Here is a 25,069-nt window from a genome sequence, read left to right as displayed (position 1 = left end):
CGTCGCACTGCCCATCAACCCGGCGCCGTGCCCGATCCCCTGCACCAAAGGTCCTTTCCGTCGTGCCAAGGAGATCCGGCACAGGCCCCAAGGTCAAAGACGGGAAATGGGTTATGGCATAAGCATAGCCTATGGAGCGCCGCATGCGGGCCGGTCTGTCCGGTGGCTTCATCGCAGTGACGCGGGCCTCTAGGCTGATGCGCAGGCTGATCGGGCTGCTCTTGCCCCGGATTCTGGTCAGACTATAGGATCGACTTATAGGATGAGGCGTCATTCGACTTGGACCGCCGCGCTCTGCTCTGCTCGACTGGGGCAGGCGGAACGAAAGGCGATGACCCATGGATGGCCAACTGAGTGCTGAGGACTGGAAGATCGGTGTCGATATCGGCGGCACCTTCATGGATTTCTGCGCGCTCGAAACCCGTTCGGGGCGAATCGCCTCGCTCAAGGTTCTGACCACGCCGGACGATCCGGGGGCCGAGCTTGGCACCGGGCTGGACCTGCTGGCCGCGCGCGAGGGGCTGGATCCGGCGGCGGTGAGCCGCTTCGTGCATGGCACCACGGTGGGTATCAACACCGTCATCCAGCGCAATGGCGCGAGGCTGGCGATGTTCACCAACGCCGGGTTCGAGGACGTGATCGAACTGGCCCGCCTGCGCATGCCCGACATGTATTCGCTGTTCTGCAACCGCCCCGATCCGCTGGTGCCGCGCGACATGATCTTTGGCCTGCCGGTGCGGATGCGCGCCGACGGACGGCGGACCGATGCGCCCGAGGGCGCAGTGGCCGAGGCGGTCGCACAGGCCAGGGCGGCGGGGGCGCAGGGCATCATCGTCGCGCTTCTGCACGCCTGGCGCGACAGCGCGCAAGAGGCCGCGATCCGGCAGGAAATCGAGACTATCGCGCCTGAACTCTTCGTCTTTACCTCCTCCGAGGTCTGGCCGGTGATCCGCGAGTACGAACGCACTTCGACCGCGATCCTGAACGGTTATGTCCATCCGCGCGTCTCGGGCTACCTGGGGGCGCTGGAGGCCCGGCTGACCGCGCAGGGCGTCCCGGCCCGCGCCATGCTGACCAAGTCCAACGGCGGCGTGATGACCGCCGGCGAGGGCCGCCGCGACTGTGTGTCGATGCTGCTGTCGGGCACCGCCTCGGGTGTGATCGGCGCGGCCTGGCTAGCGCGGCAGGCGGGCGAAAGCCGTATCCTGACGCTTGACATCGGCGGCACCTCGGCGGATTTCGCGCTGATCATCGACGGCGAGGTCCAGTTCGGTTCGGATGAGCTGGTGGGAGAGTTCCCGCTGCACATCCCCTCGGTCTCGGTCAGTTCGATCGGCATCGGCGGCGGCTCCATCGCCTCGGTCGACGAACATGGAATGCTGCGCGTCGGCCCGGAAAGCGCCGGGTCGATCCCCGGACCGGCCTGTTACGGGCGTGGCGGCACCCGGGCCACGATCACCGACGCGATGGTCGTCTGCGGCTGGCTGGGCCATTCGGAAATGGCCTATGGCCAGCTCGACATGCGGCTGGATCTGGCGCGCGAGGCCGTGGGGGGCCTGGCCGCGCAGCTTGGCCGCGAGGTTGAGGCGACCGCCCAGGCGATCCTCGACATCGCGATCTCGGAACTGTTCGTGGAGGTCGAAAAGCTGTCGTCCCGCGCCGGGATCGACCTGCGGGATTTCGCGCTGATGCCCTTTGGCGGCGGCGGCCCGATGCTGGGCGCCTTCCTCGCCAAGGAACTGGGCATGCCGCGTGTCATCGCGCCGCGCCGTCCCGGCGTCGTCTCGGCGCTCGGCGGGCTGGTGGCCGACCTCAAGGGCGACTTCATCCGCACGGTTTTTGCCGATCTGGACGCGGCGCGCCTGCCGCTGTTGCGCGCGCACTTCCAAGCGCTCGCCGCCGAGGGCAAGGCCTGGCTCGCGGCGCAGGGCCATGCGGGCGCCGTCGAGCTGAAGCTGTCCGCCGACATGCGCTACGCCGGGCAGAGCTACGAGATCGAGGTGGCGCTGGAGCCCGACTGGCTGTCCGATCTTGCCAAGCTGACCGAAGCCTTTCACGCCGCGCACCGCCGCATCTACGATTTCAACGACCCTGAGGGCCGGATCGAGTTGGTGAACCTGCGTCTCTCGGCCATCGGTGCGGGGCCCAAGCCCGACCTCACCGAGCTGGCCCATGTCGAGGCGGGCGAGACGCGTGAGGTGCAGGTGCATATCGGCACCTGGCGCCCGGTGCCGCTGCACAGCCGCGTGGCGCTGGCCGCCGGCACCACCTTCGACGGTCCCGCCATCGTGGCGCAGGAAGACACCACATTTGCCATTCCCGCAGGCGCCCGCGCCCGGGTCGACGGCAATCTCAACATCCACCTGCAGTTCGAGGCCTGATCCATGTTCGACAAGATGACCCTTCAGGTGCTTGCCAACCACGCCCGCGCGGCGGCCGAGAACATGGCCCACACGCTGCACCGCACCGCCCATTCCGCCTTCGTCAAGGAGACGCAGGATTTCACCGTCATGCTGATGGACCGGGGCGGCGACACCTTTGCCGTGCCGATGGAGCTGGGCGCGACCTGGTATCCGGGCCTCACCTACGGGCGCGCGATCAATTTGGTCGAGGAAGAGTACCGCCCCGGCGACGTCGCCTTTACCAACGATCCCTATTCCGGCCATGTCGCCACCCATGCGCCCGACACCCACCTCTGGAAGCCGGTGTTTTCGCAAGGCGAGATCGTCGCCTGGACCGGCGGGCATATCCACAACACCGACATGGGCGGCGCGGTGCCTGCCTCGCTCTCGCGCTCGCTGACCGAAATCCATCAGGAGGGCATCCGTTTTCCGCCGATGAAGCTGGTCCGCGAAGGGGTGTTTGACGAACAGATCATGCGGATCATGTCGACCAACGTGCGCAAGCCCGCGCTGAACGTGGGCGACATCAAGGCGCTGGTCGGCGCCCTCGGCACCGGAGAGCGCAAGGTGCATGCGATGATCGAGCGTTTCGGCCACCAGGGTTTCCTCTCGGGCGTCGCCGCGCTGAAGGAGCAGGCCGAGGCGCAGGCCCGCGCGATCCTGTCGGAGATCCCCGACGGGACCTATGTCTTTGCCGACTACGCCGACGAGGACAGCGACGAGGCCAACCCCTGCCGCCTGAAGCTCACGCTGCGTATTCACGGCGACGAGGCGGTGCTCGATTTCACCGGCTCCGACCCGCAGCTGGCCTCCTCGCTCAACGTGCCCTCGGGCGGCGATCCGCGCCACACGATCCTGCTCGTCGGGGTCTATTACGTGCTCTACACGCTGAACCCGCGCATCCTGCTGAACACCGGCCTTACCCGGCCCTTCACCTGCATCACGCCCGAAGGCACGGTGCTGAACCCGGTCTCGCCCGCCGCGGTCGGCATGCGCTCGCTCACCTGCGCGCGTCTGCGTTCGGTGATCTTCGGTGCCTTCGTGCAGGCGATCCCCGACCGGATGCCCGCCGCGCCGGCTGGCAACAACTGCATCGTCAACGTGATGACCCGCGACGAACGGTCCCAGAAGACGGTGATCGCGGCGGTGAACCCGGTGGTTGGCGGCGGCGGCGGCATGCCGCATCGCGACGGCACCAACGGCTCGGGTGCGGATGCGGCCTATCTCAAGAACACGCCGATCGAGATCACGGAAACCGAGGTGCCGGTGGAATTCGTCAAATACGGGCTGGCGCGGGACACTGGCGGCGCCGGGCGCTGGCGCGGCGGCCTGGCGACCGAAATGGCCTTTCGCGTCTTCACCCCCGACAGCCGCATCACCGCGCGCAACCGGGACCGGTCGTTCTTTCGCCCCTGGGGCACGGGCGGGGGCAGGGCCGCGGGGCTCGCCGACATGGTGGTGAATCCCGGCACCCCGGAGGAGCGCCGCATGGGATCCAAGGACACCGCGATCCTGCAACCCGGCGACGTGCTCGAAGTCCGCTCGGCAGGCGGCGGCGGGCGCGGCAACCCGCTGGAGCGCGAGCCCTGGCGCGTCGCCCGCGACGTGGCGCGGGGCTATGTCTCGAAAGAGGCCGCGGCGCGTGACTATGGCGTGATCCTGACGGATGGCGAGGTCGACGAAGACGCCACCGCCAGGGCGCGTGCCGCGATGCCAGCCCCGGGAACGGCCTTCTTCCACTACGGACCCGAGCGTGAGGGCTACGAGGCCCGCTGGACCGCAGAAGCCTATGACCGGCTGACCGAAATCCTCGCCGCGCTGCCGATCCATTGGCGCTTCTTTACCAAGACCGAGATCTTTCGCCGGATCGAAGGCAGCGGTGCCGCGGCGGTGGAGGCGGCCTTCGAGGCGACCTGCGCGCGTTTCCCGGATCTGCCGCGCCCGGCGCGCCACGCCGAAGCGGCCGAATGACGGAAGGACGGCTCGTCCGGCTGGCCGAGACCGCCCGCAGGTCTGCGGGCCTGTTCAACGCCGCCCGGCGCGGGGATGCGGCTGCGCAGCGCGCCTGATGCGGGGCTCTGGCCCGGTGCAGCCGGAGAGGCCGCATGACCCGTGTGCTGATCGTCGGAGCCTGCCCGGCGGGCATCTTCTGGCGGTGGACAAGGCGGCCCGCGCCGATCGGCGCAGGGCTGAACGCGGCTGCGGAGTGCGAGGCAGAATAATCTGCCAGCACGTCGCATCCCGCAGAGAATTCTGCCGCAGCCCGGCATTCGGCAGCTTTGGCCGGGCGCGGGCGGGCAGATTGCCGGCAGGAACCAACAGGAGAGCCCGATGCCCGGCGCCGACATCCCGCTGCCCCAGGGCCATTTGCCCGCCGGTCGCCATGTGGCGGGCAAAGCGGCGATCGTGCCCTCCGCCGGTCAGCGCATCGGGGCAATCCCCCGTGCCGATGCCGCCATGCAGGCCGCCGCCGGGCAGGGGGCAGGGACTCCTTGCGGCGGTGCGCCCTTCGCACGCGCGGGCGGCTTGGGCCAGCCGGCGCTGGTTGCCGGTGTCATCCGGGACAATCCGGCGATGACCGAGGACATTTTTGGCCCCGTCGCCACCTTGCTCACCTTCACCGGCGAGGCGGAGGCCATGGCGTCTGCCGCGCACCCGACCTATGGTCCGGCCGCCGGGTTCTGCCCCCGCGACGCCAGCCGCGCGCTGCGCCAGTCGCGGCGGCTTGAGGCCGGCACCGTCCGGGTCAGCCGCCAAGGCCGCTCGCGCGATCACATCCTGCCGACCGGAGGCCGTAAAGCCTCGGGGCCGGGCAAGGACCTTGGTCGCGCGGCCTATCCGGCGAACCGGCGCAGCACATTCGTATTGATCGATCTGTGAAATGGGAACCTGTCATGAAGACCTATAACCTTGCCCTCATCCCCGGTGACGGGATCGGCGTTGACGTCACCAGTGCCGCGATGGAGGTTCTGAGCGCCGCCGCCAGGGGCCGCTTTGCCGTCGAGACGACCGCCTTTCCCTGGTCCTGCGCCTATTACCTCGAACACGGCGTGATGATGCCCGCGGACGGGATCGAGACGCTGCGCGGTTTCGATGCGATCTTCCTTGGTGCCGTGGGCTGGCCTGCGACGGTGCCTGACTCGGTGTCGCTGCACGGGCTGCTGCTGCCGATCCGCCAGGCGTTCGACCAATATGCCAACATCCGCCCGCACCGGCTGCTGGCCGGGGTCGAGGGGCCGTTGAAGGCGCAGGGTTTCGACATCCTCTGCATCCGCGAGAACACCGAAGGCGAATATTCCGGCGCCGGTGGCCGGGTGCATCGGGGCAGCGACAACGAGGTGGCGGTGGAAACCTCGGTCTTCACCCGCAAAGGGGTGGAGCGCATCCTGCGCTTTGGCTTCGAACAGGCCCGCGCACGGCGCAAGCACCTGACCTCCGTCACCAAATCCAACGCGCAGAAATATTCGATGGTGTTCTGGGACGAGGTGACGCGCACGCTGGCCGCCGAATACCCGGACGTCACCGTCAGCCACATGCATATCGACGCCATGGCCGCCAAGATGGTGATGGCGCCGCAGGATCTGGATGTGGTGGTCGCCTCGAACCTCTTTGGCGACATCCTCACCGACCTCGGCGCGGCGATCCAGGGCGGCCTGGGCTTTGCCGCCTCGGCCAATATCAACCCGGACCGTTCGGCCCCCTCGATGTTCGAACCGGTGCATGGCTCTGCCCCCGATATCGCCGGCAAGAACGTCGCCAACCCGATTGCCGCGATCTGGTCGGTGGCGCAGATGCTCGACCACCTGGGCGAGGCCGAGACCTCTGCCGCCGTGCTGGCCGCCATCGAGGCAGCGACGGCGCAGGGCATCGGCATCCGCCCGGGCCTGAACACCACCGCAGAAATCAAGGCGGCTGTCGTCGCCGCACTGGAGGCCTGAGATGACCCTGCACCACTCCTTCGCCGCCGACATCCGTGAAAGCCTTGCCGACCCGGATCTGTTCCGCGAGGCCGCGCTGATCGGCGGGCAGTGGATCGCCCGCGATGACATGGCGGTCGGCAACCCCGCCACCGGTACCGTGCTGGGCCATATGCCCGACTGCACCGCCGCCGAAACCACCCGCGCCATTGCCGCCGCCGAAGCGGCCATGACGGCGTGGAAGAGCAGAACCCATGCCGAGCGCGCCGACCTGCTGATGGCCTGGTATCAGCTGATGCTCGACCATGCCGACGATCTGGCGCTGATCCTCACCGCCGAGCAGGGCAAACCGCTGGCCGAGGCGCGGGGCGAGATCCTGTACGGCGCCTCCTTCGTGCGCTGGTTCGCCGAGGAAGCGCGCCGGATCAACGGCAAGATCATCCCCAGCCCGACGCCCGGCAAGAGGATATTCGCCATGAAGGAGCCCGTCGGCGTCTGCGCGATCATCACGCCGTGGAATTTCCCCAATGCGATGATCACCCGCAAGGTCGCCCCCGGCCTGGCGGCGGGCTGCACCATGGTCATCAAGCCCTCGGATTTCACCCCCTATTCCGCGCTGGCGCTCTGCGTGCTGGCCGAACGTGCGGGGATTCCGCAGGGCGTGCTCAACGTGCTGACGGGGCGCCCGGAAGAGATCGGCGCGACACTCACTGCCTCCCCGGTGGTGCGCAAGCTCAGCTTCACCGGTTCGACCCGGGTGGGGGCGCTGCTGGCCGCGCAATGCGCGCCGACGCTCAAGAAGATGTCGCTGGAATTGGGCGGCAACGCGCCCTTCATCGTCTTTGACGACGCCGATCTGGATGCGGCGGTCGAGGGCGCGATGGCCAGCAAGTTCCGCAACGGCGGGCAGACCTGCGTCTGCGCCAACCGCATCCTGGTGCAATCGGGCATCCATGACCGGTTCGTCGCGGCGCTGGCCGCACGGGTCGACGCGCTGAAGGTCGCCCCGGGCACCGAAGAGGGCGCGATGATCGGCCCGATGATCAACGCCGCCGCCATCGCCAAGATCGCGGCCCATGTCGCGGATGCGCTGGCCAAGGGGGCCACCCGCGCCACCGCGCGCCGTGATCTGCCCGACCGGTTCGCCGACCCGATGGTGCTGACCGGCGCGACGCCCGAGATGCTGTTGGCCAGCGAAGAGACCTTTGGCCCCGTCGCCCCGATCTTCCGGTTCGAGACCGAGGCGGAGGCGCTGGAGATCGCCAACGGCACCCCCTTTGGTCTGGCCGCCTATTTCTACACCACCGACATGGCCCGCGCCTTTCGCTTTGGCGAGGCGCTGGAGGCCGGGCTGGTGGGGCTCAACACCGGGATGGTCAGCCATGCCGAAGCCCCGTTTGGCGGGGTCAAGGCCTCGGGCCTGGGCCGCGAGGGCGCGCAGGAGGGGATCGAGGAATACCTCGAAACCAAGGCCTTTCATTTCGGCGGGCTGTGACGGCCCGACCGGGTCTGTCGCAACGGTGCTGACCTGACCGGGGTGCTGCGCTTGGTCGAGCAGTCCGGCCAGGTGCCGTATCCCGGGTTCAGGTCAGGAACGCGACCATGGCTTCGGTCATGGCGGTTCGGCCGCGTTCGGGCCGGTCGAGCATCACGTAATGCGTGGTGTTCGGCGGCCGGTAGTGGACCACCTCTTCGGCATTCACCAGATCCGCGATCAGCTCTTCCATGTCGCTGTCCTGACACAGGGTGTCGAGCTCGGGATTGATGATCATGACCCGGCAATAGACCTGGCAGGCATGGACCAGCTTGTGGCGCAGCACCATGTAGAACAGGTCCTCCAGCATGCCGTTCGGGCTGCGATACGCGGGCGGGTCATAGCTGGAGGAGGCCGGATCGCCGTCGAGCAGCGCCTGGGAGAAGGCCTTGAGCATCTCCGGGTCGCGCCAGGCGTTCTTGTCCTCGATCGGGATCTGCTTGTCCCAATGCGCCTCCAGCAGGTCCAGCGTATTGACCTGGTAGTTCCCGAAAACCGGCTTGTTGAACCGGCCCGGGCGGTCCGGGTCCTCCCATTTCGACCCGCGGCCCATGTTATAGGTCCCGCCACCGCCATAGATCGTGTCGTATAGCACGATGTGGCTGGTCTTTTCGGGCCAGAGCGCGGCGTACATGATGCAGCAGGTGCCGCCGACGCCCCAGCCCATCATCGAAACCGCCTCGATGCCGAATTCGGCGCGGATCCAGTCCACGGCGGCGTCGATGTCGCGGGTGATCTCGATCGTGCGCACCAGGGACCGCTTGCCCGGAACGGGCGGTTTGTCCATTTCCGCCGGCCGCTGCGACCGCCCGAAACCGCGGGCGTCGAGGATGTAGCAGGGAAAGCCCAGTTCGGCCATCGTGGCCGCGAAGGAGCCGTTCGGCACGTCGAGGTCGAATTCGCTGAGGCCCGGAATGCGGGTGCCGTGCAGCATGATCAGCGGCGGCTTGCCCGCTTCGCGTGTCCGGTCGTTCGGTCGGACCTCGCGCAGGGCGATGGCATAGCCGTCTACTGACTTCACGTGAAAATCGCGTCGCGTAACATCTTCGGCCATGACGGCTCTTCTCCCCTGGTATCCGTGATGCGGCCCGCGCGCCACACTCGCGCCGCGCGGGCCGATGGCGAGCAGACCTTGGCGCCGCACAGGCGGCAACCCGCAATCGGCCGCGTTTCAGTCTGAGAAACTGGTCCAGAGGAACAGACGATGACCTTCAAGCTCGTGCGAACATGGCCCGATCATTGGTCGCGCAGCCTGCGTGGCACATAGTGAAACGGCGGAGGAGGAAGAACATGACACATCAACGTAGCAAGTTCCGCATGGCCTGCGCGGCGGCGGCGATCCTTGCCGGCAGCGCGGTATCGGCGGCCGACTGCCCCGAAGGCTTTCCCGGCAAGACGGTCAATTTCTGGGTCGGATATGGCGCGGGCGGCGGGACCGACCTGATCTCGCGCACCCTCGCCTCGATCATCGAGGAAAAGGAAGGCTGGACCATTTCGGTGGCCAACAAGCCCGGCGCGGGGTCGAGCGTGATGATGACGCAGCTTGCGGCATCCCCGCCGGACGGGCTGACCGTCGGGATCACCTCGACCGGGGCGGTCTCGAAGGTTCCGAACCGTAACCCGGACAGCCCCTACTCGATCGGGGATTTCACCTATCTCGGCACCGCGCAGCTGACGCCGGTTTCGGTGACGACGCTGACCGACAAGCCCTTCGACAATTACGAGGAAATGATCGCCTACGCCAAGAAGAACGGGTCGATGACCATCTCGACGGCGACATCGGATGCGAACATCTTCTTTGACGAGATTTCCGAGCGCGAAGGCGTGCGCATCATCCTGGTCCCGAACAAGGGCACGGCGGAATCGCTGCAGCAGATTCTTGGCGGCCATGTCGACGCGGCGCTTCTGGGCAGCGGGCATGTGCAGCATCTGAAGTCCGGCAAGATGATCCAGATCTTCACGATGGGCGACCGCCCCGCGCCTTTTGCGCCGGATGCGCCGTCAAGCAAGGACCTTGGCTACGACTTCATCGGCGCGGTCAGCTACGTGCTTGTCGCGGCGCCGGACGGGCTGGAGCCCGCGGTGCAGACCTGCCTGGAACAGGTGCTGGACGAGGCCGTGAATTCCGAGGAATTCGCCAAGGTCCAGGCGACCTACGACCAACAGGCGCTGAACCTCGGCGCCAAGGAGACCACCGCCTTGCTTGAGCGCGAATTCGCCAAGTTCAAGGACTACTACAATACCGAGAAATGATGCCGGGGTGGAGGTCAGCATGAGCGATGCAACTGTTGCGGGCGGGGTCATCACGCTCGACAGGATAAGCGGCACATTGGTCGCGCTTGGTGGGTTGTGGCTTCTCGCCTACGGGATAGACGCCCATATCGAGGTCCACGGCTACGAGAGCCCCAGCCCGCAGCTCTTTCCCCGGCTCGGCGCCTGGATCCTGCTGATCTTTGGCCTGGCCCAGGTGGTGCTGACACGGACCACCAGCGAATTGCCCGGGAAACGGGTGCTGGGGCGCTATGCGCTCGTCTCGGCCATGCTGGTCGGCATGGTCTGGCTCATGGAGCATTTCGGTTTCGTGATCGGGGCGATGGCGATGACCGGCACGCTGATGCTGGTGGTCTATGAACGCCGGCCGCTCTGGCTGCTCGTCGCCGTGATCGCCGTGCCGGTCTCGCTCTGGTTCATCTTCGAAATACTGCTTGAACGCCCATTGCCATGAGCGGAAAGGACTTTCGGAATGCCTGATATGGCAACCGTCGTCGGCGGCCTGGCCGACGCATTTACCCTGACGAACTTCTTCTACATCGTGCTCGGGGTAACCCTTGGGCAGGTGATCGCGGCCATTCCCGGACTGGGGACCGTGATGGCGCTGGCCATCGTGATCCCCTTCACGCTGGCACTGGATACGCTGACGGCGGTGGCGTTCCTGATCTCGATCTCGAAAGGGGGGACCGTGGGGGGCGCGGTCTCGGCCATCCTGCTCAACACGCCCGGCTCGGCCGAGGCGGCGGCGACGACCTTTGACGGCCACCCGATGGCCAAGAAGGGCCAGGCCGGCAAGGCGATGAAATATTCGCTGTACTATTCGATCTTCGGCGATGTTTCGTCGGACATCGTGCTGATCCTGGTGGCCGCCCCCCTCGCCACCGTCGCGCTGAAGATGGGGCCCATCGAAATCTGCGCGCTGATGGTGCTGGCCTTCACCGTCATCTCGGGCCTTGTGGGCGCGTCGATGATCAAGGGCTTCATCGCGGTCGGCTTTGGCCTGTTGATGGGCAGCGTCGGGCTGGACCCGGGCTATGGGACGCCGCGCTTCACCTTCGGCTCATTCGAGCTTTACGACGGCATCCCGCTCGGTCCGCTGGCCCTGGGCATGCTGGCGGTTTCCGTCATCATCCGCGAGATTTCCAAGATGACCCGGGGCCACGCGGGGGATTCGACGCTCATCGTCCTGCCCGCCGAGAACCAGCGGGTCACGATGAAGGAGCTGCTGGCCAACCGCTACGTCGCTTTCCGCGCCTTCGTGATCGGCACGGTGATCGGGGCGATCCCGGGGCTTGGTTCCTCGACCGCGGGGATGCTGTCCTATTCCGTCACCAAGCAGACCGCCAAGGACCCCGAGAAATTCGGCACCGGCGATCCGCGCGGGATCGCCGCCTCGGAAACCGCGAACAGCGCGGTGGTCGGCGCCAACCTGATCCCTCTGCTGACGCTGGGCATCCCGGGCAACATCGGCGCGGCGCTGCTGGTCGGGGCCTTCGTGATCCACGGCGTGCAGCCCGGGCCACTGCTGTTCGAGCAGCAGGGCCGGCTGGTCTACGGGCTGTTCGGGGCGATGCTTCTGGCGAACCTTGCCAACCTTATGGTCGGGCAGTTCTGCATGCGGCTCTGGGCCAAGGTGATCAGCGCGCCGGCGACGGTGGTCTATCCCTCGGCGCTGATCGTCTGCTCGACGGGCATGTATCTGATCACCGGGTCCTCGGCCGGGGTGCTCTTCATGGTCGCCTCGGCGGCGGTCGGCTTTGCGATGATCTCGTTCGGCTATCCCTTCGTGGCCTTCATCGTCGCCTTCATCCTGACCCCGCAGCTTGAAAGCGCCATCGTCCAGGCGGTGCGGATCGCGGATGGCGACTGGTGGATCATCCTGCGCCACCCGATCGCCATCGCGCTGCTTGTGCTGTCCGCGGTGCTGGTGGTCTACCTCACCCCGACCAAGAAGAAGGGCGAGGTGGCCCCGGCCTGACGCCCCGCGCAAGCGGACAGGCAAAGAGGCGGCGGGATGACTCCCGCCGCCTCTTTCTTTTTCGCTCCGCCGGGCGGAGCCCGTGGCCGGATGTCAGATCAGGCTGCCCGCATTGCCGCCGATCAGCTTGCGGATATCCGCTTCGGAGAATTGCAGGTCGAGCAGGATCGAGACGATCTCGCGGAAACCCTCGATCGGCAGGGGCATGTTCATCAGCCCCAGGTCAGAGCCCATGATGGTGCTGTCCACGCCCACCAGGTTGATCAGCCGCGCCAGGTCGTCGGGTTCGTGCCGGCGGGCACGGCAGTCGATGAGCATGCAGACCGAATGCTCCATGAAGACGCCCATCTTCGCCAGCTCGACCATGTCGTCGTCTTCGCAACCGATGACATAGGTCGGGTGGTTCACCAGCATCTTCTTGACGCCGCGCTTTTTGGCCTCGGCAAAGAGGATCTTCAACTCGCGGACGTTCAGATGGCCGCCCGCCAGGATGATGTCCCCCGCCGCGATCACGTCGAGCACCTGTTGCGTCGCCTCGGTCAGCCTGTCGTTCTCGTCGAGCACGGTCAGAGGGATCTGTTCGAGCATCGGCTTGTCGGACTTGGGGTAGTTCTTGGTCTCGGTCTGGCTCTTGTCGATGTGGTTCTTGGCCGAAAAGGTCGGCATCCAGACGATCTTGCCATTCAGCTTGACCGCGTGGTCGACCGCGAAGGGGTTGATGCCTCCATTGGCGTTGTTCAGCGCAACCCCGGAATAGACCTTCACCTTTTCGTCGGGATAAAGGGTCTGGAGGAGCGTGGCATGGGCCATGCCGGGGTAGAAGTGATCCTTGTAGACCAGCGCCTCGAATCCCGCCGCCTCGGCGTCCTTCATCGCGTCGCGGTGGTCGATCCGGCGGGGGAAGGCCGCAGGGCCGGAATGGCAGTGCAGATCGACGGCGCCGACCAGCAGCTCGGCGACCGCATCGGCGCGGCCGGGGGTGTCCTGGATGTTCATGGGTGTCCTTTCCTGTGGTCAGTCCGCCGTGTCCGGCATGGGGTAATCCGCCGCGTTCAGCACCCAGCCGGGTTTGGCCGAGAAGTCCGCGCGCGGCGGGCCGAAGATGTCGACCAGAAGGTTGCCCCCCGGATCCATGCTGCGCGAGGTGTGGATCGCGGGCGGTGTAATGACGGCGACCGAGGGCGCCTTGCATTCCTCTGCATCGTCCTCGCGCCAGGCGGACAGGTCGGTTGTCCAGGGCCAGCGCAGGTAGTGGATGTACGATCCCTTGAGGCAGAGCGAATACTGCTCGAAATCGTCATGATGATGGGGCGACATCCGCGAGGTGTCGCGCGGCGGCGAATCCTTGAAGAAGTTGATCATCACGTTCTGCCCCCGGAAGAGCCGGCCAAAGCGGCCCGGTTCATCCGGGACATCGGCGTCATAGGCCCGGATCCGGGGCGGCCCCTCGGGCGCCGGCCAGGGCTGGAACGGCGCGACATTGGGATCGGGTGTGTCATATGCCGAAGCGTTCGAGCAGAGCGCCACAACGGCCTCGTTCAGCGTGGTGATCATGCGCACGACCACGCCGCCCGAGGTGACCTCGATCCGGCTGGGCCCGGCGGGGACAAAGGCGATGGCGGGACCATTGAGTGTCTCGCTGCCGCCTGCCGCCTCGATCGTCGCGCTGGTGCCCGCAAAGGGGACGAGAACCGCGTATTCGTCGACGGTCTCGGCCTCCAGCACCATGCCCGCCTCGGCCTCGGAATAGGCGATGACGAGGTTCTGGCCGCGGGCGTACCAGGTCCGGCCGCTGGCCTCCTCGTGCTGCGGCGCCTCGGCGTAGAACCGGGCATAGCTTGCGCCCTTGTAGGACGTGGCGGCAGAGGCGGGCGCGGCGGCGGTGTTCAGCGTCGCGCGGGGATCTCCCTTGGCATACATGGTCTGTCTCCTATTCTGCCGGTGTCCGGGCTTCGGTGAGGGGGGCGAAATCCTTGCGCAGCCGCTGCGCGCCAAGGCGCATCAGCCCCTGGTCGGACGACACGATGAAGGCGCTGGCGCCCGCCTCGCGAAAGCCGGTCGCATCCGCGACGCCGCCAACCATGACGCAGGCCGGTTTCCCGGCCCGGGCCGCGGCGGCGAGGATCTTGGCGACCGCCGCCTGCACCTCGGGCTCCTGCGCCGATTTGGCCTTCATCGAGACGGTCAGGTCGCCGCGCCCGATGAAGATGCCGTCGAGCCCGTCGACCGCGAGGATATCGTCGATGACGTCCAGCGCTTCCGGGTCCTCGATCATCGCGAGCGTGACGATGTCGCGGTCCTGCTGGGCGATGTGGTCGTGCATGCCCGTCACGCCGTAGCGCCCCGCGCGGGGCGAGTTCGAAAACCCCCGGTGCCCGCCCCGATAGCGCGCGGCCTCGGCCATGGCGCGGGCCCGTTCCACGCTGGCGACATGGGGCACAAGGACCCCGGTCGCGCCGCAGTCGAGCACCGACAGGATGTCGCTGGGCTGGGGAGAGGGCACCCGGACCAGCCCGGCAATGCCCGCCGCCCGGCAGCCCAGCATGATCTGGTCGATGGCGCCGCGCCCGATCGGCGCGTGTTCCTGATCCACCACGACGAAGTCGAGCCCGGCATCGCCCAGGATCTCGCTTGCATGGCTCGTGGGTGTCTTGATGAAGGTCCCCAGAAGCAAATCGCCTCCGCGGAACCGTTCGGCAAAGCTCTTCATGTCGGCTCTCCTCGCTGCCTTTGTCCGGATCAAAGGCCGGAACGCGGCGGATGCGAAGCGTGCGCGGCCTGCCATTTCGCGGGCTGAAATACCCCGGCGGTCAGGCCGGCGCGCGGATCGGCACAACCTTGAAGACGCCCTGCATGGTGGCCACGACCTCTTCGCCCACCACCAGTTCGCCGCTCGCGAAGGTGAGCGAACGGGTTGCGCGGCCGATCCGTCCGCGGCTTTCGACAAGCTGGCCCTGAAAGATCGCGCCGGCGAAGCTGATGTTGAGCTGGATCGTCGCACTCTGGACCCGGGGGGCGTGCGGATCGGGATTGCGGAACTGGCCGACGACGCAGCCAAGCCCGATGTCGCAGAGCGTCGCGACGATGCCGCCATGCATCGCCCCGTTGCCATTGTCATGCCCCGGCTCGCAGATCATGCCGAGGCTGGGGAGGCCGTCGATATCGCGCTCCCACAGCGTGCCGATGGTGTTGGGAAACTGGCGGCTATCGCGGAGCCGCCAGCCCTCGGTCGCAAGGTTGGGGGTCGTCATGCCGCGTCGGAACTCGCAGCCTGGGAGAGCGAGAGCATCTCGCGCGCCTCGTCGGGGGTGGCCGGTTCGGCCCCGAGCGCACGGATGATGGTGATCGCCTGGGTGACCAGCTGGGCGTTGGTTTCGGCCAGCACGCCGTATTCGGCATAGAGGTTGTCCTCCAGCCCGACCCGGCAATGCCCGCCAAGCGTCACCGCAAGGGCAAGCATCGGCATCTGCTGGCGCGAGATCCCGAAAGCGGACCAGAGAGCCCCATCGGGCAGGAGCGAGCGCATCATCAGCATGCTCTCGACCGTGGCAGGCGCCCCGCCCGCCACGCCCAGGCACAGCTGGAACAGCGGCGGTTTGGGCAGCACCCCTTCGGCCAGCAGCCGTTTGGCGACGTCGATATGGCCAAGGTCGAAGACTTCGAGCTCGGGTTTCACGCCCGCCGCCCGGATCATCCGCGCCTGCTCGCGCAGATGCGCGGGGGAGTTCACGATGGCATGGGCCGCGCCGTTCATCGTGGCGACGTCGAGCGTGCAGATCTCGGGCCGCAGCACCTCTACGTGCCGGGTCCGGGCCGCCGGGGTCATCGGCAGTTGCGGGATATCGTCATCGGTCAGCGAGGGTTCCACCCGCGCGCCCATCCCCGTGGTGAGGTTGACGATGATGTCCGACCCGCTGTCGCGGATCCGGCGCACCGTCTCTTCGTAATAGGCGAATTCCGTCGAGGGCGCGCCTGTCTCGGGGTCGCGCACATGGAGGTGGACGATCGAGGCCCCGGCCTCGGCCGCCCCGAGCGCCGAGGCGGCGATCTCCTCGGGGCTTTTTGGTACGTAGCGGCTGTTCGGCCCGTAGGCACCGCCGCCGGTCACCGCACAGGTGAGAATGACCTTCCGTTTCATCCTGAGTCCTTTCATCCCAACAAGGATTGGTCGCCTTCCTTGAGGCGGGTACGTATCAGCGCGATCTCATGCGAGATCTTCGCCGCAGTCTTCTGCATCGGCGCAAAGAGGGTCTCTTCGATCAGGGAGGCCGGGACCGCGCGGCGGTAGAAGCCGGTGCCCATGGCCGCCAGGCAGCGGTCGCCGTCCATGATCGGAACGGCGATGAACTGGAACCGGCGCGACTGCCAGCTCGGGTCAGGCATGGCATAGCCCTTTTCGCGGATCTGCCCGATGGAAGAGAGCGCCCGGGCCACGTCCAGCGAGGTGCCGTCGCGCGACCACTTGTGCCGGTGCTGGCGGATCATCTCGCTGCGCTCGTCCTCGCCGCAAAAGGCGAAGTAGCAGCGCCCCAGGGCGGTGATCAGCATCTGAAGCCGCGAATGCAGCACCGAAAAGGGGAACGACCACGGGCTGATGGAATTGGTGGTGAAATTCACCAGCAGCGCCCCGTCCGACGGGGTGGCGATGCTGACGGGCCATTTGATCCGGCGGGTCAGCTCGATGGTGGCGGGGCGTGCCGCCTCGATCATCATCGGCGTGCTGTCGAAGCCGAGCGAGAGTTCCTCGACCCGGCTGGTCACCCGGTAGCCGCCCAGGAAATTGTCGCGTGCGACATAGCCTTCGCAGATCAGGGTTTCGAGCATCCGCACGATGGTCGGCTTTGTGATGCCCGTCTCGCGGTGGAGGTCGCCGACCGAGGCGATCCGCAGCTCGTTGAGCTTGCGCAGCAGGAGAAGCGCGCGGCGCACGGCTTCGACGGGGGCATAGGATGACTTGGTCACTTCCGTCGTGCCTCGTATGGAATTGGCACGGCACCGCTGCGGGGCGCCTGCGGACAGGGCTTTCGAGTGCTCCTGTGTCAGGGATTCTTGTATGGTCATTTTCGGTCCTCCCACCGAGCGGCGACATCCCAGAGGATGGGACTGTCGCCAGCCTCTCCCACAATAGAGAGGTCGACGGGGCCGAGAGTAACAGTTTGATGGCGTTTCAACAGGTGAAACGGTGGTGCGCGTCATCGTCCCGGCCCCCTGAGCCAGAGGCCGCAGGCGGCAGTCATCAGCGCGCAGGCCAGCAGCAGCGGCCAGAACGGCAGGTAGCTGGCGCCATAGCCCAGCAGGAATCCCCCGGCGGCGGGGGCGCCGCGGATCAGCGCGCTGTAGCTGCCCATCACCCGGCCCAGGATCGCCGGATCGCATTCGCGGTTCAGGGTGCTCTGCCCCTCGATTCCCGCCTGGGTCGAGGCGAAACACATCGCAAACACGGCCAGAACGCCAAATGCGTAATGCGGCGCGAAGGCGATGGCCACCATCGCGGCGGCAGCGAGGAAGAGGCAGGCCCGCATCCCCATCAGCCGAGCCCGTCCCCCCGGCAGCAGGAGGAGCACCAGCCCCGCCGTGACCGCCCCGAGCCCCGCAGCCACGGTCAGCTGGATGAACCCGTCGACCCCGCGCCCGAAGTACCGGTCGGCCAGCGCGGGGAGCATCTGGTTGATCCCGTTCACGCCCATGCCGAAGACGCCCATGACCACCATGGTTTCACGCAGGCTGCGGTGACGGGCGATATAGCGGAAGGATTCGCCAAGCCCTCCGAAGACGCCGGGCGGCAGGCCCCGGGCCGGGCGTTTCCTTACCGGCAGGGTCAGAAGGGCCAGAAAGAAATAGCCGATGGCGGCGCCGGTCAGCACGAAGCAGACGGTGATGCCCGCAAAGCTCATCGTCAGCCCGGCGATCATCGGACCGACAAAGCGGGCGATGTTGAAGCTGAACGAGTTGAAGGTGATCGCCGCCGGCAGGTACTGGACCGGCACGATGTCCCGCAGCAGCGACAGCCGCGCCGGATGGTCCAGGCTGTTGGCCACCCCAAGCGCGAGGGTCAGCACAAAGAGAAGCTGCACGTTCATCTGCCCCGCGATCAGCAAACCCGCCAGCAGAAAGGACTGCAGCGCCGCCGCCGCCTGTGCGCCGCGCATCAGCAGCACCTTGTCGTAGCGATCGGCCAGTACCCCGCAGATCGAGCTGAGGAAGACCGCAGGAACCAGGTCCGCCGCCGTCACCAGCCCCAGCCAGAAGGTCGAATGGCTGAGATCCCAGGCCAGCCAGCCGACGGCGATCTTCTGCATCCAGATCCCCACCATCGAGACCGCGTTGCCGATGGCCACGGTCCGGTAGATGCGATCCCGGAAGGCTGAGACGATAGCGATGTCCATCAGGCGGGCAGCGGGTCAAGACCCATGAGCCGCGCGGCATTGCCGCCGGTCATGGCGCGCGCCTCCTCGCTGGTGAACCCGGCCTCGAAGCAGAGTTCGATCACCGCGCGAAAGCCCGCGACCGGGTTCGGATTGTTGGGCTGGCCGAGATCCGAGCCGAGGATCGTGTAGTCGACCCCACCGGCATCGGCATAGGCGCGCAGGTCCTCGGCGTAGAACATCCGGCTGGCGCATTCGACCAGCATGCAGGCGCAATGTTCCATATAGACACCCATCCGGCCAAGCTCTCTCAGATCGTCGAGGTTCGCTTCGATCCAGAAGGTAGGGTGCGCGACGAGGCGGCGGGTGACGCCCCGGGCAATGGCCTCGTCAAAGAGCGGATACATCTCGCTGATGTGCAGATGGCCGCCGCTCAGCACCGCGTCGTGCCTGGCGATCAGGTCGAGGATCTCCTTCACCTCGTCGCGGATCTGTCCCCTGGAGGTGAGGATCGACAGCTCCTCGGGCTGGTGCATCCCCAGCTTTCCGGCGAGGTCGTAGCGATGCGCCGTATGCATGTGGTTCGAGGAAGACAGCGTCGGCATCCAGACCAGACGGGCGCCCTGCTCCAGCCCGTGCGCCACCGTTTCGGGGTTCAGCCCGCCAAGGGCGTTGTTCAGCGGCACGCCCGAGAGCAGCGCCAGTTCCGAGGGCGGGCGGTGGTGGCGGATCAGGTCGAGCACCGGACCGACCGCGTGGAAATGGTCCTTGAACAGGATCGCGCGCATCCCCGCGGCCTCGGCCTCTTCGATCTGCTGAAGGTGGTCGAGCTTGCGTTTCATCACCGAGGGGCCGGAATGGCAATGCAGGTCCACCGCGCCGCGCAGCAGGCGATCGATCTCTTCGGCGCTCACGTCTTTGCCCGGGTGCAGCATGTCTTGGCCCTTTGATTCTGTTCCGACAGGCCCGAGCTTGCGGCGCGCGGTCGCGCGTTTCTTGCTGTCGGGCCGCGAATTTCGCCGGTTGAAATCCCTGTTCCGGGACGGCGTCGACCGCCTCTTCGCCAATGAACCGGGCAGGGGCGGGACCAGGATACATGCCGCCCCCCGCCATGCGGGACTGTTCCGCCCAGCGAAAAAGACGGTGTGCGGGGCAGGTGCCCGGCCAGGCCTGTGGCAGGATGCCGGCAAGGGTGCCATTGTCGGGCACCGAGGGAGGAAGACAGATGAAGAGACTGATTACCGCGGTGTCCACCGCCCTTGTCGTCACTGCCGGTGCGGCCATGGCCGAATGGCCCGACGACAAGCCGATCACCCTGATCCATCCGTTTGCGGCCGGGTCCGACTACCTCGCACGGCTGGTCGGCGCGGCGCTTGAGGAACGCCTGGGCCAGACCGTCATCATCGAGAACCGCCCCGGTGCGGGCGGGGCCATGGGCACCGGCTATGCCGCGCGGCAGCGGCCGGACGGCTATACGCTTGTCACCTCGTATCCGGGGCCGGCGGCGAATTACACCAACACCTACAAGTCGCTGCCCTACACCCCCTTGGAGGATTTCGACTACATCAGCCAGATGTCCTATGGCGACATGGTGGTCGCCGCGCGGCTGGATTTTCCGGCCGACACGCCGGAAGAGCTGATCGCCTATCTCAAGGCGCATCCGGGCGAGGTTTCGGCCGGGAACAACGGCATCGGCTCTTACGGGCACATGATCGAGCTGGCGATCTCGGAAGAGGCCGGCGTTCCGATGCGGCTGGTGCCCTACAAGGGCAGCCCGCCAATTGTCACCGACATGCTTTCGGGGAGCATCGACCTTTCGGTCGACTACCTTGGGGAATCCTACATCAAGCACCTGGAGGCGGGCAGCATCAAGGCGATCGCCGTTGTCTCGGCACAACGCTCGAAGATCCTGCCGGATGTGAAGACCTTCAAGGAGGTCGGCATCGATCTGACCGCCGCGCCCTGGGGCGGGATCATGGCGCCCAAGGGCACGCCGCCCCAGATCATCGAGCGGCTGAACAAGGCGATGACCGAGTATCTGACCGACCCCGAGACCATCGCGACCTTTGCCCGTATCGGCCAGACCGCCGCGCCGACCACGCCCGAGGAGTTCAAGAAGATCGTCGCGGATGAAGAGGCGCAGTGGCGTCCGATCATCAAGAAATACGGGATCTCGAACGAATGAGCGCCGGATCCGGCATCGGCACCCGGCCTGCCGCAGGGCAGGTCGGGGACGAGGCCCGGGCCCTTCTGCGCGGCGCGGTCGACCTCGACTGCCGCTGCGCGCCGACCGGGGCGGGCGGGCTGCCAACTCATCGGGAGGCGGCGGAGGAGGCGGCGGCCCTGGGATTGGCGGGGCTGGTTTTCCGCGATGACGGCTATGGCACCGAACCCTTTGCGGCGCTGCTGAGCGAGACGCGCCTTGCAGTCGAGGGGCAGGCGGTCTTTGGCAGCGTCACGCTGAACGGTGTCTCGGGCGGGCTGAACCTGCATGCCGCCGAACATTGCCTGATGCTGCATGGCCGCGTGGTGGTGATGCCGACAACTTCGGCCGAAAACCACCTGCGCGCCCTGCGCTGGCCCGGGCGCGGTGCGGCAAAGGGGCACCCGGTGAAGGCGCTCCGCGCCATCGACCGGCTGGGCCGTGTCCTGCCCGAAGCGCGCGAGGTGATCGAGGTGGTGGCCGAAAGGGACGGCGTGCTCGACGGCGGCTACCTGCACGTGGCCGAGATACTGCCGCTCTTTCGGGCCGCCGCCGAAATGGGGCTGCGCCGCATGGTGGTGAGCGACCCGATGCGCCGCAACGCCGCCAAGCCCCAGGACATCGCCGAACTGGTCGCCCTGGGCGCCCGGATCGCCCTGCCGCCCGACGCCGCCGCGATGACGCCCGAGCTTCTGGCAGAGCTGTCGGGGAATGCGGCAGGTTCGCTGATCCTCGGGCTTGGCGCCCGGGCAGAGGGCAGGGGGCTTCTGCCCCGCTATGCCGCCGCGCTGCGGTTCTGGGGCGAGGCCGGGCTGTCCCCCGACGCCATCCGCAACGGCGTGACCAATGTCCCCGCCACTCTTCTCGGCTTGTCGCAACGTGCCGACTGCAAGGAACCCGCATGATGCTGCCCGATGATTTCGAACCGCCGCTGGTCGACGCGCATTTCCACATCTACGACCCCTCTCTGCCGCTGGCCGCCAATGCCTGGCACCGCCCGCCCGAGGATGCCGGGGTCGACCGGCTGATCCGGACCCTGGACGAGAACGGGATCATGTTCGGTGTGGTCGCGGCCGCCTCGCTGCATGGCGAATACAACGACCACGTCCGCGATGCCCTGCGCCAGCACCGGAGGCTGAGGGCAACCGCCGTGGTCGACCCGCGCATCGACCGCTATCAGATGGAGCGGATGGCCGCGGACGGCTTTGTCGGGATCCGCCTGGTCTGGCGCATGCTGGACACGCCACCCGACATCACCTCGCCGGACTACCGGATGCTGCTGCGGCGCTGCGCCGACCTGGGCTGGCACGTGCATTTCATCGAGCGACCCGAAAGGATGCCCGGCATGATCGCCGCCATCGAAGAGGCCGGCGCAACCCCTGTGATCGACCATTTCGGTCTGCCCAAGGCCGAGAACGGCCTGGACGACCCGGCCTTTCGCGCGACGCTGGAGGCGCTCGACCGGGGCAGGGCCTGGGTCAAGCTTTCGGCCGGGTACCGGCTCATCCCGCCATCGGCGGCCAAGGATTACGCCGGGGCGCTGATCCGCGCGACCGGGGGCGAGCGGCTGGTCTTTGCCACCGACTGGCCCTTTGCCAATCACGAGAACCGGATGACCTATGCGCAGGCTGTCTCGGATTTCGCCGAGTGGGTGCCCGATCCCGCGATGCGCCGGCGCATCGGCGGGCAGAACCCGCTGCAACTCTATTTCGCCTGAGGACGCCATGAACACCACCGAACGCCTGCTTGTGAAAAGCGAGATCGCCGAGCGAGTCCTCGACTACTGGAACGAGGTCGATACCAACTGGGGCGCCGAGGCACCGGCCTATTTCACCGAAGGCGGCATCTTCGCCTCGCATACCTCGGACATGCGGCTGCAAGGGCGCGACGAGATCGGGGCCTTCTATTCCTGGCGCATCAGCCGGGGCGCGCGGACGGTGCGCCACATCATCGACAATCTCGCGGTCGACCCGGTGTCGGACAGCGCGGCCAGGGTCCGCTACGTGATGACGATCTGGGGCCGTGACGGCGAGGGTATCCTGCCGGTGACCGGGCCAAACGCCATCTCGCAGGTCGAGGAAGAGCACGAGCGGCACGCGGGCCGCTGGCTCATCCGTACCCGCTGGGTGCGGGGCCTGTTCAAGGGCGATACCCCCACCACGATCATGCCCGCGGCCGAACTGGACCGCGCCCGGGCCGCCCGTTCCGATGGCGCGGCCTCCTGACCCATCACGCAAACCGGAGGCCATGACAGTGTCACCCGATCTCTCGCGACGCATCGCCATCCACCGCAACCATATCTTCGCCCTGATCTTCGTCGCGATCAGCCTGGGTTTCGGCATTCATGCCTGGACCTCGATGAACATCGGCACGCCCGCGGACATGGGCCCGGGCTTCTTCCCGCTGATGCTGTCGCTGATGCTGACGATGCTCTCGCTCGGCGTCGGTTTCGTCCCGCCCGAACCGGACGAAGAGCCGCTGACCGTGGTGTCGCTCCGCGTGCTGGTGCTGGTGCTGTCGGGGCCGGTCATCTTTGCGCTGTCGATCCGCACGCTCGGGCTGCTGCCGTCGGTGCTGATCACCGTCTTCACGGTTTCCTTCGCCAGCCGTTTCGCCAGGCTGAGAAACTCCGCCCTGCTTGCGGGGGGGTTCACGGCCTTCTGCGTCGTCGTCTTCCACTCCCTCCTCAACCTGCCCATACCGCTCTGGGGCAGTTGGATCACCGGGTGACATCATGGACCTGATTCAGCATCTTTCCGTCGGATTCGAGACTGTTCTTCAGCCCTCGAACATCCTCTTCTGCTTCATCGGCTGCTTTCTCGGCACCGCCATCGGCGTGTTGCCCGGGATCGGCCCGATGGGCACCATCGCGATCCTGCTGCCGGTGACCTTCGGCTTTCCGCCCGAAGCCTCGCTGATCATGCTGGCGGGGATTTATTACGGCGCGCAATACGGCGGCTCCACAACCGCGATCCTGATCAATCTGCCGGGCGAGGCCTCTTCCGCGGTGACCGCCATCGACGGCCACCAGATGGCGCTCAAGGGCCGCGCCGGGGTGGCGCTGTCGGTTGCCGCGCTCGGGTCTTTCGTGGCGGGCACCGTGGCCACGCTGGTCATCGCGCTCTTCGCGGTGCCGCTGACCTCGATGGCGCTCAGCTTCGGCCCGCCGGATTACTTCGCGCTGATGGTGGTGGGGCTGGTGGCCTCGATCGCGCTGGCGCATGGCTCGATCCTCAAGGGGCTGACGATGATCGTCTTCGGCCTGCTTCTGGGCTGCGTCGGCACCGATATCTACACCGGGTCGCTCCGCTTCACGATGGGGACGCTGAACCTGGCCGACGGGATCCCCATCGTCGGTTTCGGCGCCGGGCTCTACGCGATCTCCGAGATCCTGCGCGGGCTTGAGCACGAGACCGACCGCGTGCCGGACCATGCGAGGATCACCACCCTGATGCCGACCCGCAAGGACCTGAGCGAGGCGACCGGGCCGGTCCTGCGCGGCACGGTTCTGGGCTCGGTCCTCGGGGTGCTGCCCGGCGGGGGGGCGATGCTGTCGTCCTTTGCCAGCTACACGATCGAGAAGAAGATTTCGCGCAAGCCCGAGACCTTTGGCCACGGCGCGCTGCCGGGTGTCGCCGGACCGGAATCCGCCAACAACGCGGGTGCGCAGACCTCCTTCATCCCGATGCTGACACTCGGCATCCCGTCGAACCCGATCATGGCCCTGATGATCGGCGCCCTGATCCTGCAGGGCATCGCCCCGGGACCCAACCTGGTGAGCGAACAGCCCAAGCTGTTCTGGGGCGTGATCGCCTCGATGTGGGTCGGCAACCTGATGCTCGTGGTGCTGAACCTGCCGCTGGTCGGGCTCTGGGTGCGGCTGCTGAGGGTCAAGAACCACTTCCTCTTTCCCGCGATCCTGGGCTTCTCGGTCATCGGGGTCTATTCCATCGGCAACAACCCCTTCGACCTCGGCGTCATGGCCTTCTTCGGTGCCTTCGGCTACCTGCTGACCAAGCTCAAATGCGAGCCGGCGCCGCTGCTTCTGGGCTTCGTTCTGGGGCCGATGCTCGAGGAGTACATGCGCCGGTCGATGATCCTGTCGGGTGGCGACTGGATGGTGTTCCTTGAACGCCCGATCAGCGCCTCGCTGCTTGCACTGTCCGCCATCGTGCTGGTGATCGTGCTGCTGCCGGGCGTCCGCCGCAGCCGCAACGAGGTCTTCGTCGAGGAGGATTGACTGGCCCCGCATCGCCTGCCGCCACTGCATGTGCCGCCAAGGCGGCCCCTGCGCCCCGCAATACCCCTTGGGGTGGATCCCCGATACCCCGCCCCGGTGACCTGCAACCGGGCGTTCAATGGACGGCGCCGATACCGCGATCTCCGGTCCTGACCGGGT

23 protein-coding genes are annotated in these 25,069 nt (G+C 67.0%); 14 read left to right on the top strand and 9 right to left on the bottom strand.

Features of this window, described 5'->3' with window-relative positions:
• The first annotated feature begins 338 nt into the window (after nt 1–338).
• The 5 genes from GLS40_RS11760 to GLS40_RS11740 all read left to right on the top strand — a co-directional run bounded on the left by GLS40_RS11760 (nt 339) and on the right by GLS40_RS11740 (nt 7,814).
• Nucleotides 339–2,381, top strand: a complete 2,043-nt coding sequence (locus GLS40_RS11760; RefSeq protein WP_160382923.1) for a hydantoinase/oxoprolinase family protein — start codon at nt 339–341, stop codon at nt 2,379–2,381.
• Between the two features lie 3 nt (nt 2,382–2,384).
• Entirely contained in the window at nt 2,385–4,373 is a 1,989-nt protein-coding gene (locus tag GLS40_RS11755) for a hydantoinase B/oxoprolinase family protein (protein WP_160382922.1), read from the top strand.
• Nucleotides 4,374–4,733: 360 nt separating this feature from the next.
• Nucleotides 4,734–5,282 carry an aldehyde dehydrogenase family protein gene (locus tag GLS40_RS11750; protein WP_160382921.1) on the top strand — a complete coding sequence of 183 codons (549 nt, stop codon included), beginning with the start codon at nt 4,734–4,736 and terminating at the stop codon, nt 5,280–5,282.
• Nucleotides 5,283–5,296: 14 nt separating this feature from the next.
• Entirely contained in the window at nt 5,297–6,340 is a 1,044-nt protein-coding gene (locus GLS40_RS11745) for a tartrate dehydrogenase (RefSeq protein ID WP_160382920.1), read from the top strand.
• 1 nt (nt 6,341) lies between these two features.
• Entirely contained in the window at nt 6,342–7,814 is a 1,473-nt protein-coding gene (locus GLS40_RS11740) for an NAD-dependent succinate-semialdehyde dehydrogenase (RefSeq protein WP_160382919.1), read from the top strand.
• 88 nt (nt 7,815–7,902) lie between these two features.
• On the opposite strand, the gene GLS40_RS11735 is transcribed toward GLS40_RS11740, so the two are convergent.
• Nucleotides 7,903–8,907: an alpha/beta fold hydrolase gene (locus GLS40_RS11735; protein ID WP_160382918.1), complete on the bottom strand. Its 1,005-nt coding sequence runs from the start codon at nt 8,905–8,907 to the stop codon at nt 7,903–7,905.
• A 236-nt stretch (nt 8,908–9,143) separates the two neighbouring features.
• Between GLS40_RS11735 and GLS40_RS11730 the strand changes: the two genes are divergently transcribed.
• From GLS40_RS11730 to GLS40_RS11720, 3 genes are read left to right on the top strand one after another with little or no spacing between them, the layout of a single operon-like run.
• A complete protein-coding gene (locus GLS40_RS11730) occupies nt 9,144–10,106 on the top strand; it encodes a tripartite tricarboxylate transporter substrate binding protein (RefSeq protein WP_160382917.1) in 963 nt (320 codons plus the stop codon).
• 19 nt (nt 10,107–10,125) lie between these two features.
• Entirely contained in the window at nt 10,126–10,578 is a 453-nt protein-coding gene (locus GLS40_RS11725; protein ID WP_160382916.1) for a tripartite tricarboxylate transporter TctB family protein, read from the top strand.
• An 18-nt stretch (nt 10,579–10,596) separates the two neighbouring features.
• Nucleotides 10,597–12,102, top strand: a complete 1,506-nt coding sequence (locus tag GLS40_RS11720) for a tripartite tricarboxylate transporter permease (protein WP_160382915.1) — start codon at nt 10,597–10,599, stop codon at nt 12,100–12,102.
• A gap of 93 nt (nt 12,103–12,195) precedes the next feature.
• Here GLS40_RS11720 and GLS40_RS11715 read toward each other — a convergent pair whose 3' ends face one another.
• From GLS40_RS11715 to GLS40_RS11680, 8 genes are all read right to left on the bottom strand, one after another.
• The gene (locus GLS40_RS11715) at nt 12,196–13,098 is read right to left on the bottom strand and encodes a DUF6282 family protein (RefSeq protein ID WP_160382914.1); all 903 of its coding nucleotides are present in this window, start codon (nt 13,096–13,098) and stop codon (nt 12,196–12,198) included.
• An 18-nt stretch (nt 13,099–13,116) separates the two neighbouring features.
• Nucleotides 13,117–14,022, bottom strand: a complete 906-nt coding sequence (locus tag GLS40_RS11710) for a cupin domain-containing protein (RefSeq protein WP_160382913.1) — start codon at nt 14,020–14,022, stop codon at nt 13,117–13,119.
• 10 nt (nt 14,023–14,032) lie between these two features.
• Nucleotides 14,033–14,812 (bottom strand): HpcH/HpaI aldolase family protein, encoded by a 780-nt coding sequence (locus GLS40_RS11705; RefSeq protein ID WP_160382912.1) that lies wholly within the window; start codon nt 14,810–14,812, stop codon nt 14,033–14,035.
• Between the two features lie 100 nt (nt 14,813–14,912).
• Entirely contained in the window at nt 14,913–15,353 is a 441-nt protein-coding gene (locus GLS40_RS11700) for a PaaI family thioesterase (protein WP_160382911.1), read from the bottom strand.
• Nucleotides 15,350–16,240, bottom strand: a complete 891-nt coding sequence (locus tag GLS40_RS11695) for a BKACE family enzyme (protein WP_160382910.1) — start codon at nt 16,238–16,240, stop codon at nt 15,350–15,352. The genes GLS40_RS11700 and GLS40_RS11695 overlap by 4 nt, the downstream gene beginning before the upstream one ends.
• A gap of 11 nt (nt 16,241–16,251) precedes the next feature.
• Nucleotides 16,252–17,163, bottom strand: a complete 912-nt coding sequence (locus GLS40_RS11690; protein ID WP_160382909.1) for a helix-turn-helix domain-containing protein — start codon at nt 17,161–17,163, stop codon at nt 16,252–16,254.
• Nucleotides 17,164–17,294: 131 nt separating this feature from the next.
• Nucleotides 17,295–18,488 carry an MFS transporter gene (locus GLS40_RS11685; protein WP_160382908.1) on the bottom strand — a complete coding sequence of 398 codons (1,194 nt, stop codon included), beginning with the start codon at nt 18,486–18,488 and terminating at the stop codon, nt 17,295–17,297.
• Nucleotides 18,488–19,402, bottom strand: a complete 915-nt coding sequence (locus tag GLS40_RS11680) for a DUF6282 family protein (RefSeq protein WP_160382907.1) — start codon at nt 19,400–19,402, stop codon at nt 18,488–18,490. Before GLS40_RS11680 ends, GLS40_RS11685 begins: the two co-directional genes overlap by 1 nt.
• Nucleotides 19,403–19,692: 290 nt before the next feature.
• Here GLS40_RS11680 and GLS40_RS11675 point away from each other — a divergent pair, with 290 nt between their 5' ends.
• Genes GLS40_RS11675 through GLS40_RS11650 form a run of 6 tightly spaced genes read left to right on the top strand, consistent with a single transcriptional unit; the run spans nt 19,693 to nt 24,910 of the window.
• Nucleotides 19,693–20,652 carry a Bug family tripartite tricarboxylate transporter substrate binding protein gene (locus tag GLS40_RS11675; RefSeq protein WP_160382906.1) on the top strand — a complete coding sequence of 320 codons (960 nt, stop codon included), beginning with the start codon at nt 19,693–19,695 and terminating at the stop codon, nt 20,650–20,652.
• Nucleotides 20,649–21,575, top strand: coding sequence for a DUF6282 family protein (locus GLS40_RS11670; RefSeq protein WP_160382905.1), 927 nt, complete (start codon nt 20,649–20,651; stop codon nt 21,573–21,575). Before GLS40_RS11675 ends, GLS40_RS11670 begins: the two co-directional genes overlap by 4 nt.
• The gene (locus tag GLS40_RS11665) at nt 21,572–22,387 is read left to right on the top strand and encodes an amidohydrolase family protein (protein WP_160382904.1); all 816 of its coding nucleotides are present in this window, start codon (nt 21,572–21,574) and stop codon (nt 22,385–22,387) included. The genes GLS40_RS11670 and GLS40_RS11665 overlap by 4 nt, the downstream gene beginning before the upstream one ends.
• 7 nt (nt 22,388–22,394) lie before the next feature.
• A complete protein-coding gene (locus GLS40_RS11660) occupies nt 22,395–22,895 on the top strand; it encodes a nuclear transport factor 2 family protein (protein ID WP_160382903.1) in 501 nt (166 codons plus the stop codon).
• 22 nt (nt 22,896–22,917) lie between these two features.
• Nucleotides 22,918–23,400 (top strand): tripartite tricarboxylate transporter TctB family protein, encoded by a 483-nt coding sequence (locus GLS40_RS11655; protein WP_160382902.1) that lies wholly within the window; start codon nt 22,918–22,920, stop codon nt 23,398–23,400.
• A gap of 4 nt (nt 23,401–23,404) precedes the next feature.
• On the top strand, nt 23,405–24,910 hold the full coding sequence (locus GLS40_RS11650) for a tripartite tricarboxylate transporter permease (RefSeq protein ID WP_160382901.1): 1,506 nt from the start codon (nt 23,405–23,407) through the stop codon (nt 24,908–24,910).
• Nucleotides 24,911–25,069 lie beyond the last annotated feature (159 nt).

Origin of the sequence: Pseudooceanicola pacificus, assembly GCF_009789075.1 — a bacterium.
In the GTDB taxonomy this organism is placed as follows: Bacteria; Pseudomonadota; Alphaproteobacteria; order Rhodobacterales; family Rhodobacteraceae; genus Pseudooceanicola; species Pseudooceanicola pacificus.
This window is presented reverse-complemented; position numbering and strand designations above follow the sequence as displayed.

What these genes read in the sequence shown, in the direction of transcription:
- GLS40_RS11670 (WP_160382905.1), top strand. Translation starts at nt 20,649, where the DNA reads ATGAGCGCCGGATCCGGCATCGGCACCCGGCCTGCCGCAGGGCAGGTC.
- GLS40_RS11750 (WP_160382921.1), top strand. Translation starts at nt 4,734, where the DNA reads ATGCCCGGCGCCGACATCCCGCTGCCCCAGGGCCATTTGCCCGCCGGT.
- GLS40_RS11755 (WP_160382922.1), top strand. Translation starts at nt 2,385, where the DNA reads ATGTTCGACAAGATGACCCTTCAGGTGCTTGCCAACCACGCCCGCGCG.
- GLS40_RS11715 (WP_160382914.1), bottom strand. Translation starts at nt 13,098, where the DNA reads ATGAACATCCAGGACACCCCCGGCCGCGCCGATGCGGTCGCCGAGCTG.
- GLS40_RS11655 (WP_160382902.1), top strand. Translation starts at nt 22,918, where the DNA reads ATGACAGTGTCACCCGATCTCTCGCGACGCATCGCCATCCACCGCAAC.
- GLS40_RS11680 (WP_160382907.1), bottom strand. Translation starts at nt 19,402, where the DNA reads ATGCTGCACCCGGGCAAAGACGTGAGCGCCGAAGAGATCGATCGCCTG.
- GLS40_RS11700 (WP_160382911.1), bottom strand. Translation starts at nt 15,353, where the DNA reads ATGACGACCCCCAACCTTGCGACCGAGGGCTGGCGGCTCCGCGATAGC.
- GLS40_RS11710 (WP_160382913.1), bottom strand. Translation starts at nt 14,022, where the DNA reads ATGTATGCCAAGGGAGATCCCCGCGCGACGCTGAACACCGCCGCCGCG.
- GLS40_RS11690 (WP_160382909.1), bottom strand. Translation starts at nt 17,163, where the DNA reads ATGACCATACAAGAATCCCTGACACAGGAGCACTCGAAAGCCCTGTCC.
- GLS40_RS11650 (WP_160382901.1), top strand. Translation starts at nt 23,405, where the DNA reads ATGGACCTGATTCAGCATCTTTCCGTCGGATTCGAGACTGTTCTTCAG.
- GLS40_RS11730 (WP_160382917.1), top strand. Translation starts at nt 9,144, where the DNA reads ATGACACATCAACGTAGCAAGTTCCGCATGGCCTGCGCGGCGGCGGCG.
- GLS40_RS11685 (WP_160382908.1), bottom strand. Translation starts at nt 18,488, where the DNA reads ATGGACATCGCTATCGTCTCAGCCTTCCGGGATCGCATCTACCGGACC.
- GLS40_RS11735 (WP_160382918.1), bottom strand. Translation starts at nt 8,907, where the DNA reads ATGGCCGAAGATGTTACGCGACGCGATTTTCACGTGAAGTCAGTAGAC.
- GLS40_RS11660 (WP_160382903.1), top strand. Translation starts at nt 22,395, where the DNA reads ATGAACACCACCGAACGCCTGCTTGTGAAAAGCGAGATCGCCGAGCGA.
- GLS40_RS11720 (WP_160382915.1), top strand. Translation starts at nt 10,597, where the DNA reads ATGCCTGATATGGCAACCGTCGTCGGCGGCCTGGCCGACGCATTTACC.
- GLS40_RS11760 (WP_160382923.1), top strand. Translation starts at nt 339, where the DNA reads ATGGATGGCCAACTGAGTGCTGAGGACTGGAAGATCGGTGTCGATATC.
- GLS40_RS11665 (WP_160382904.1), top strand. Translation starts at nt 21,572, where the DNA reads ATGATGCTGCCCGATGATTTCGAACCGCCGCTGGTCGACGCGCATTTC.
- GLS40_RS11675 (WP_160382906.1), top strand. Translation starts at nt 19,693, where the DNA reads ATGAAGAGACTGATTACCGCGGTGTCCACCGCCCTTGTCGTCACTGCC.
- GLS40_RS11695 (WP_160382910.1), bottom strand. Translation starts at nt 16,240, where the DNA reads ATGAAACGGAAGGTCATTCTCACCTGTGCGGTGACCGGCGGCGGTGCC.
- GLS40_RS11725 (WP_160382916.1), top strand. Translation starts at nt 10,126, where the DNA reads ATGAGCGATGCAACTGTTGCGGGCGGGGTCATCACGCTCGACAGGATA.
- GLS40_RS11705 (WP_160382912.1), bottom strand. Translation starts at nt 14,812, where the DNA reads ATGAAGAGCTTTGCCGAACGGTTCCGCGGAGGCGATTTGCTTCTGGGG.
- GLS40_RS11740 (WP_160382919.1), top strand. Translation starts at nt 6,342, where the DNA reads ATGACCCTGCACCACTCCTTCGCCGCCGACATCCGTGAAAGCCTTGCC.
- GLS40_RS11745 (WP_160382920.1), top strand. Translation starts at nt 5,297, where the DNA reads ATGAAGACCTATAACCTTGCCCTCATCCCCGGTGACGGGATCGGCGTT.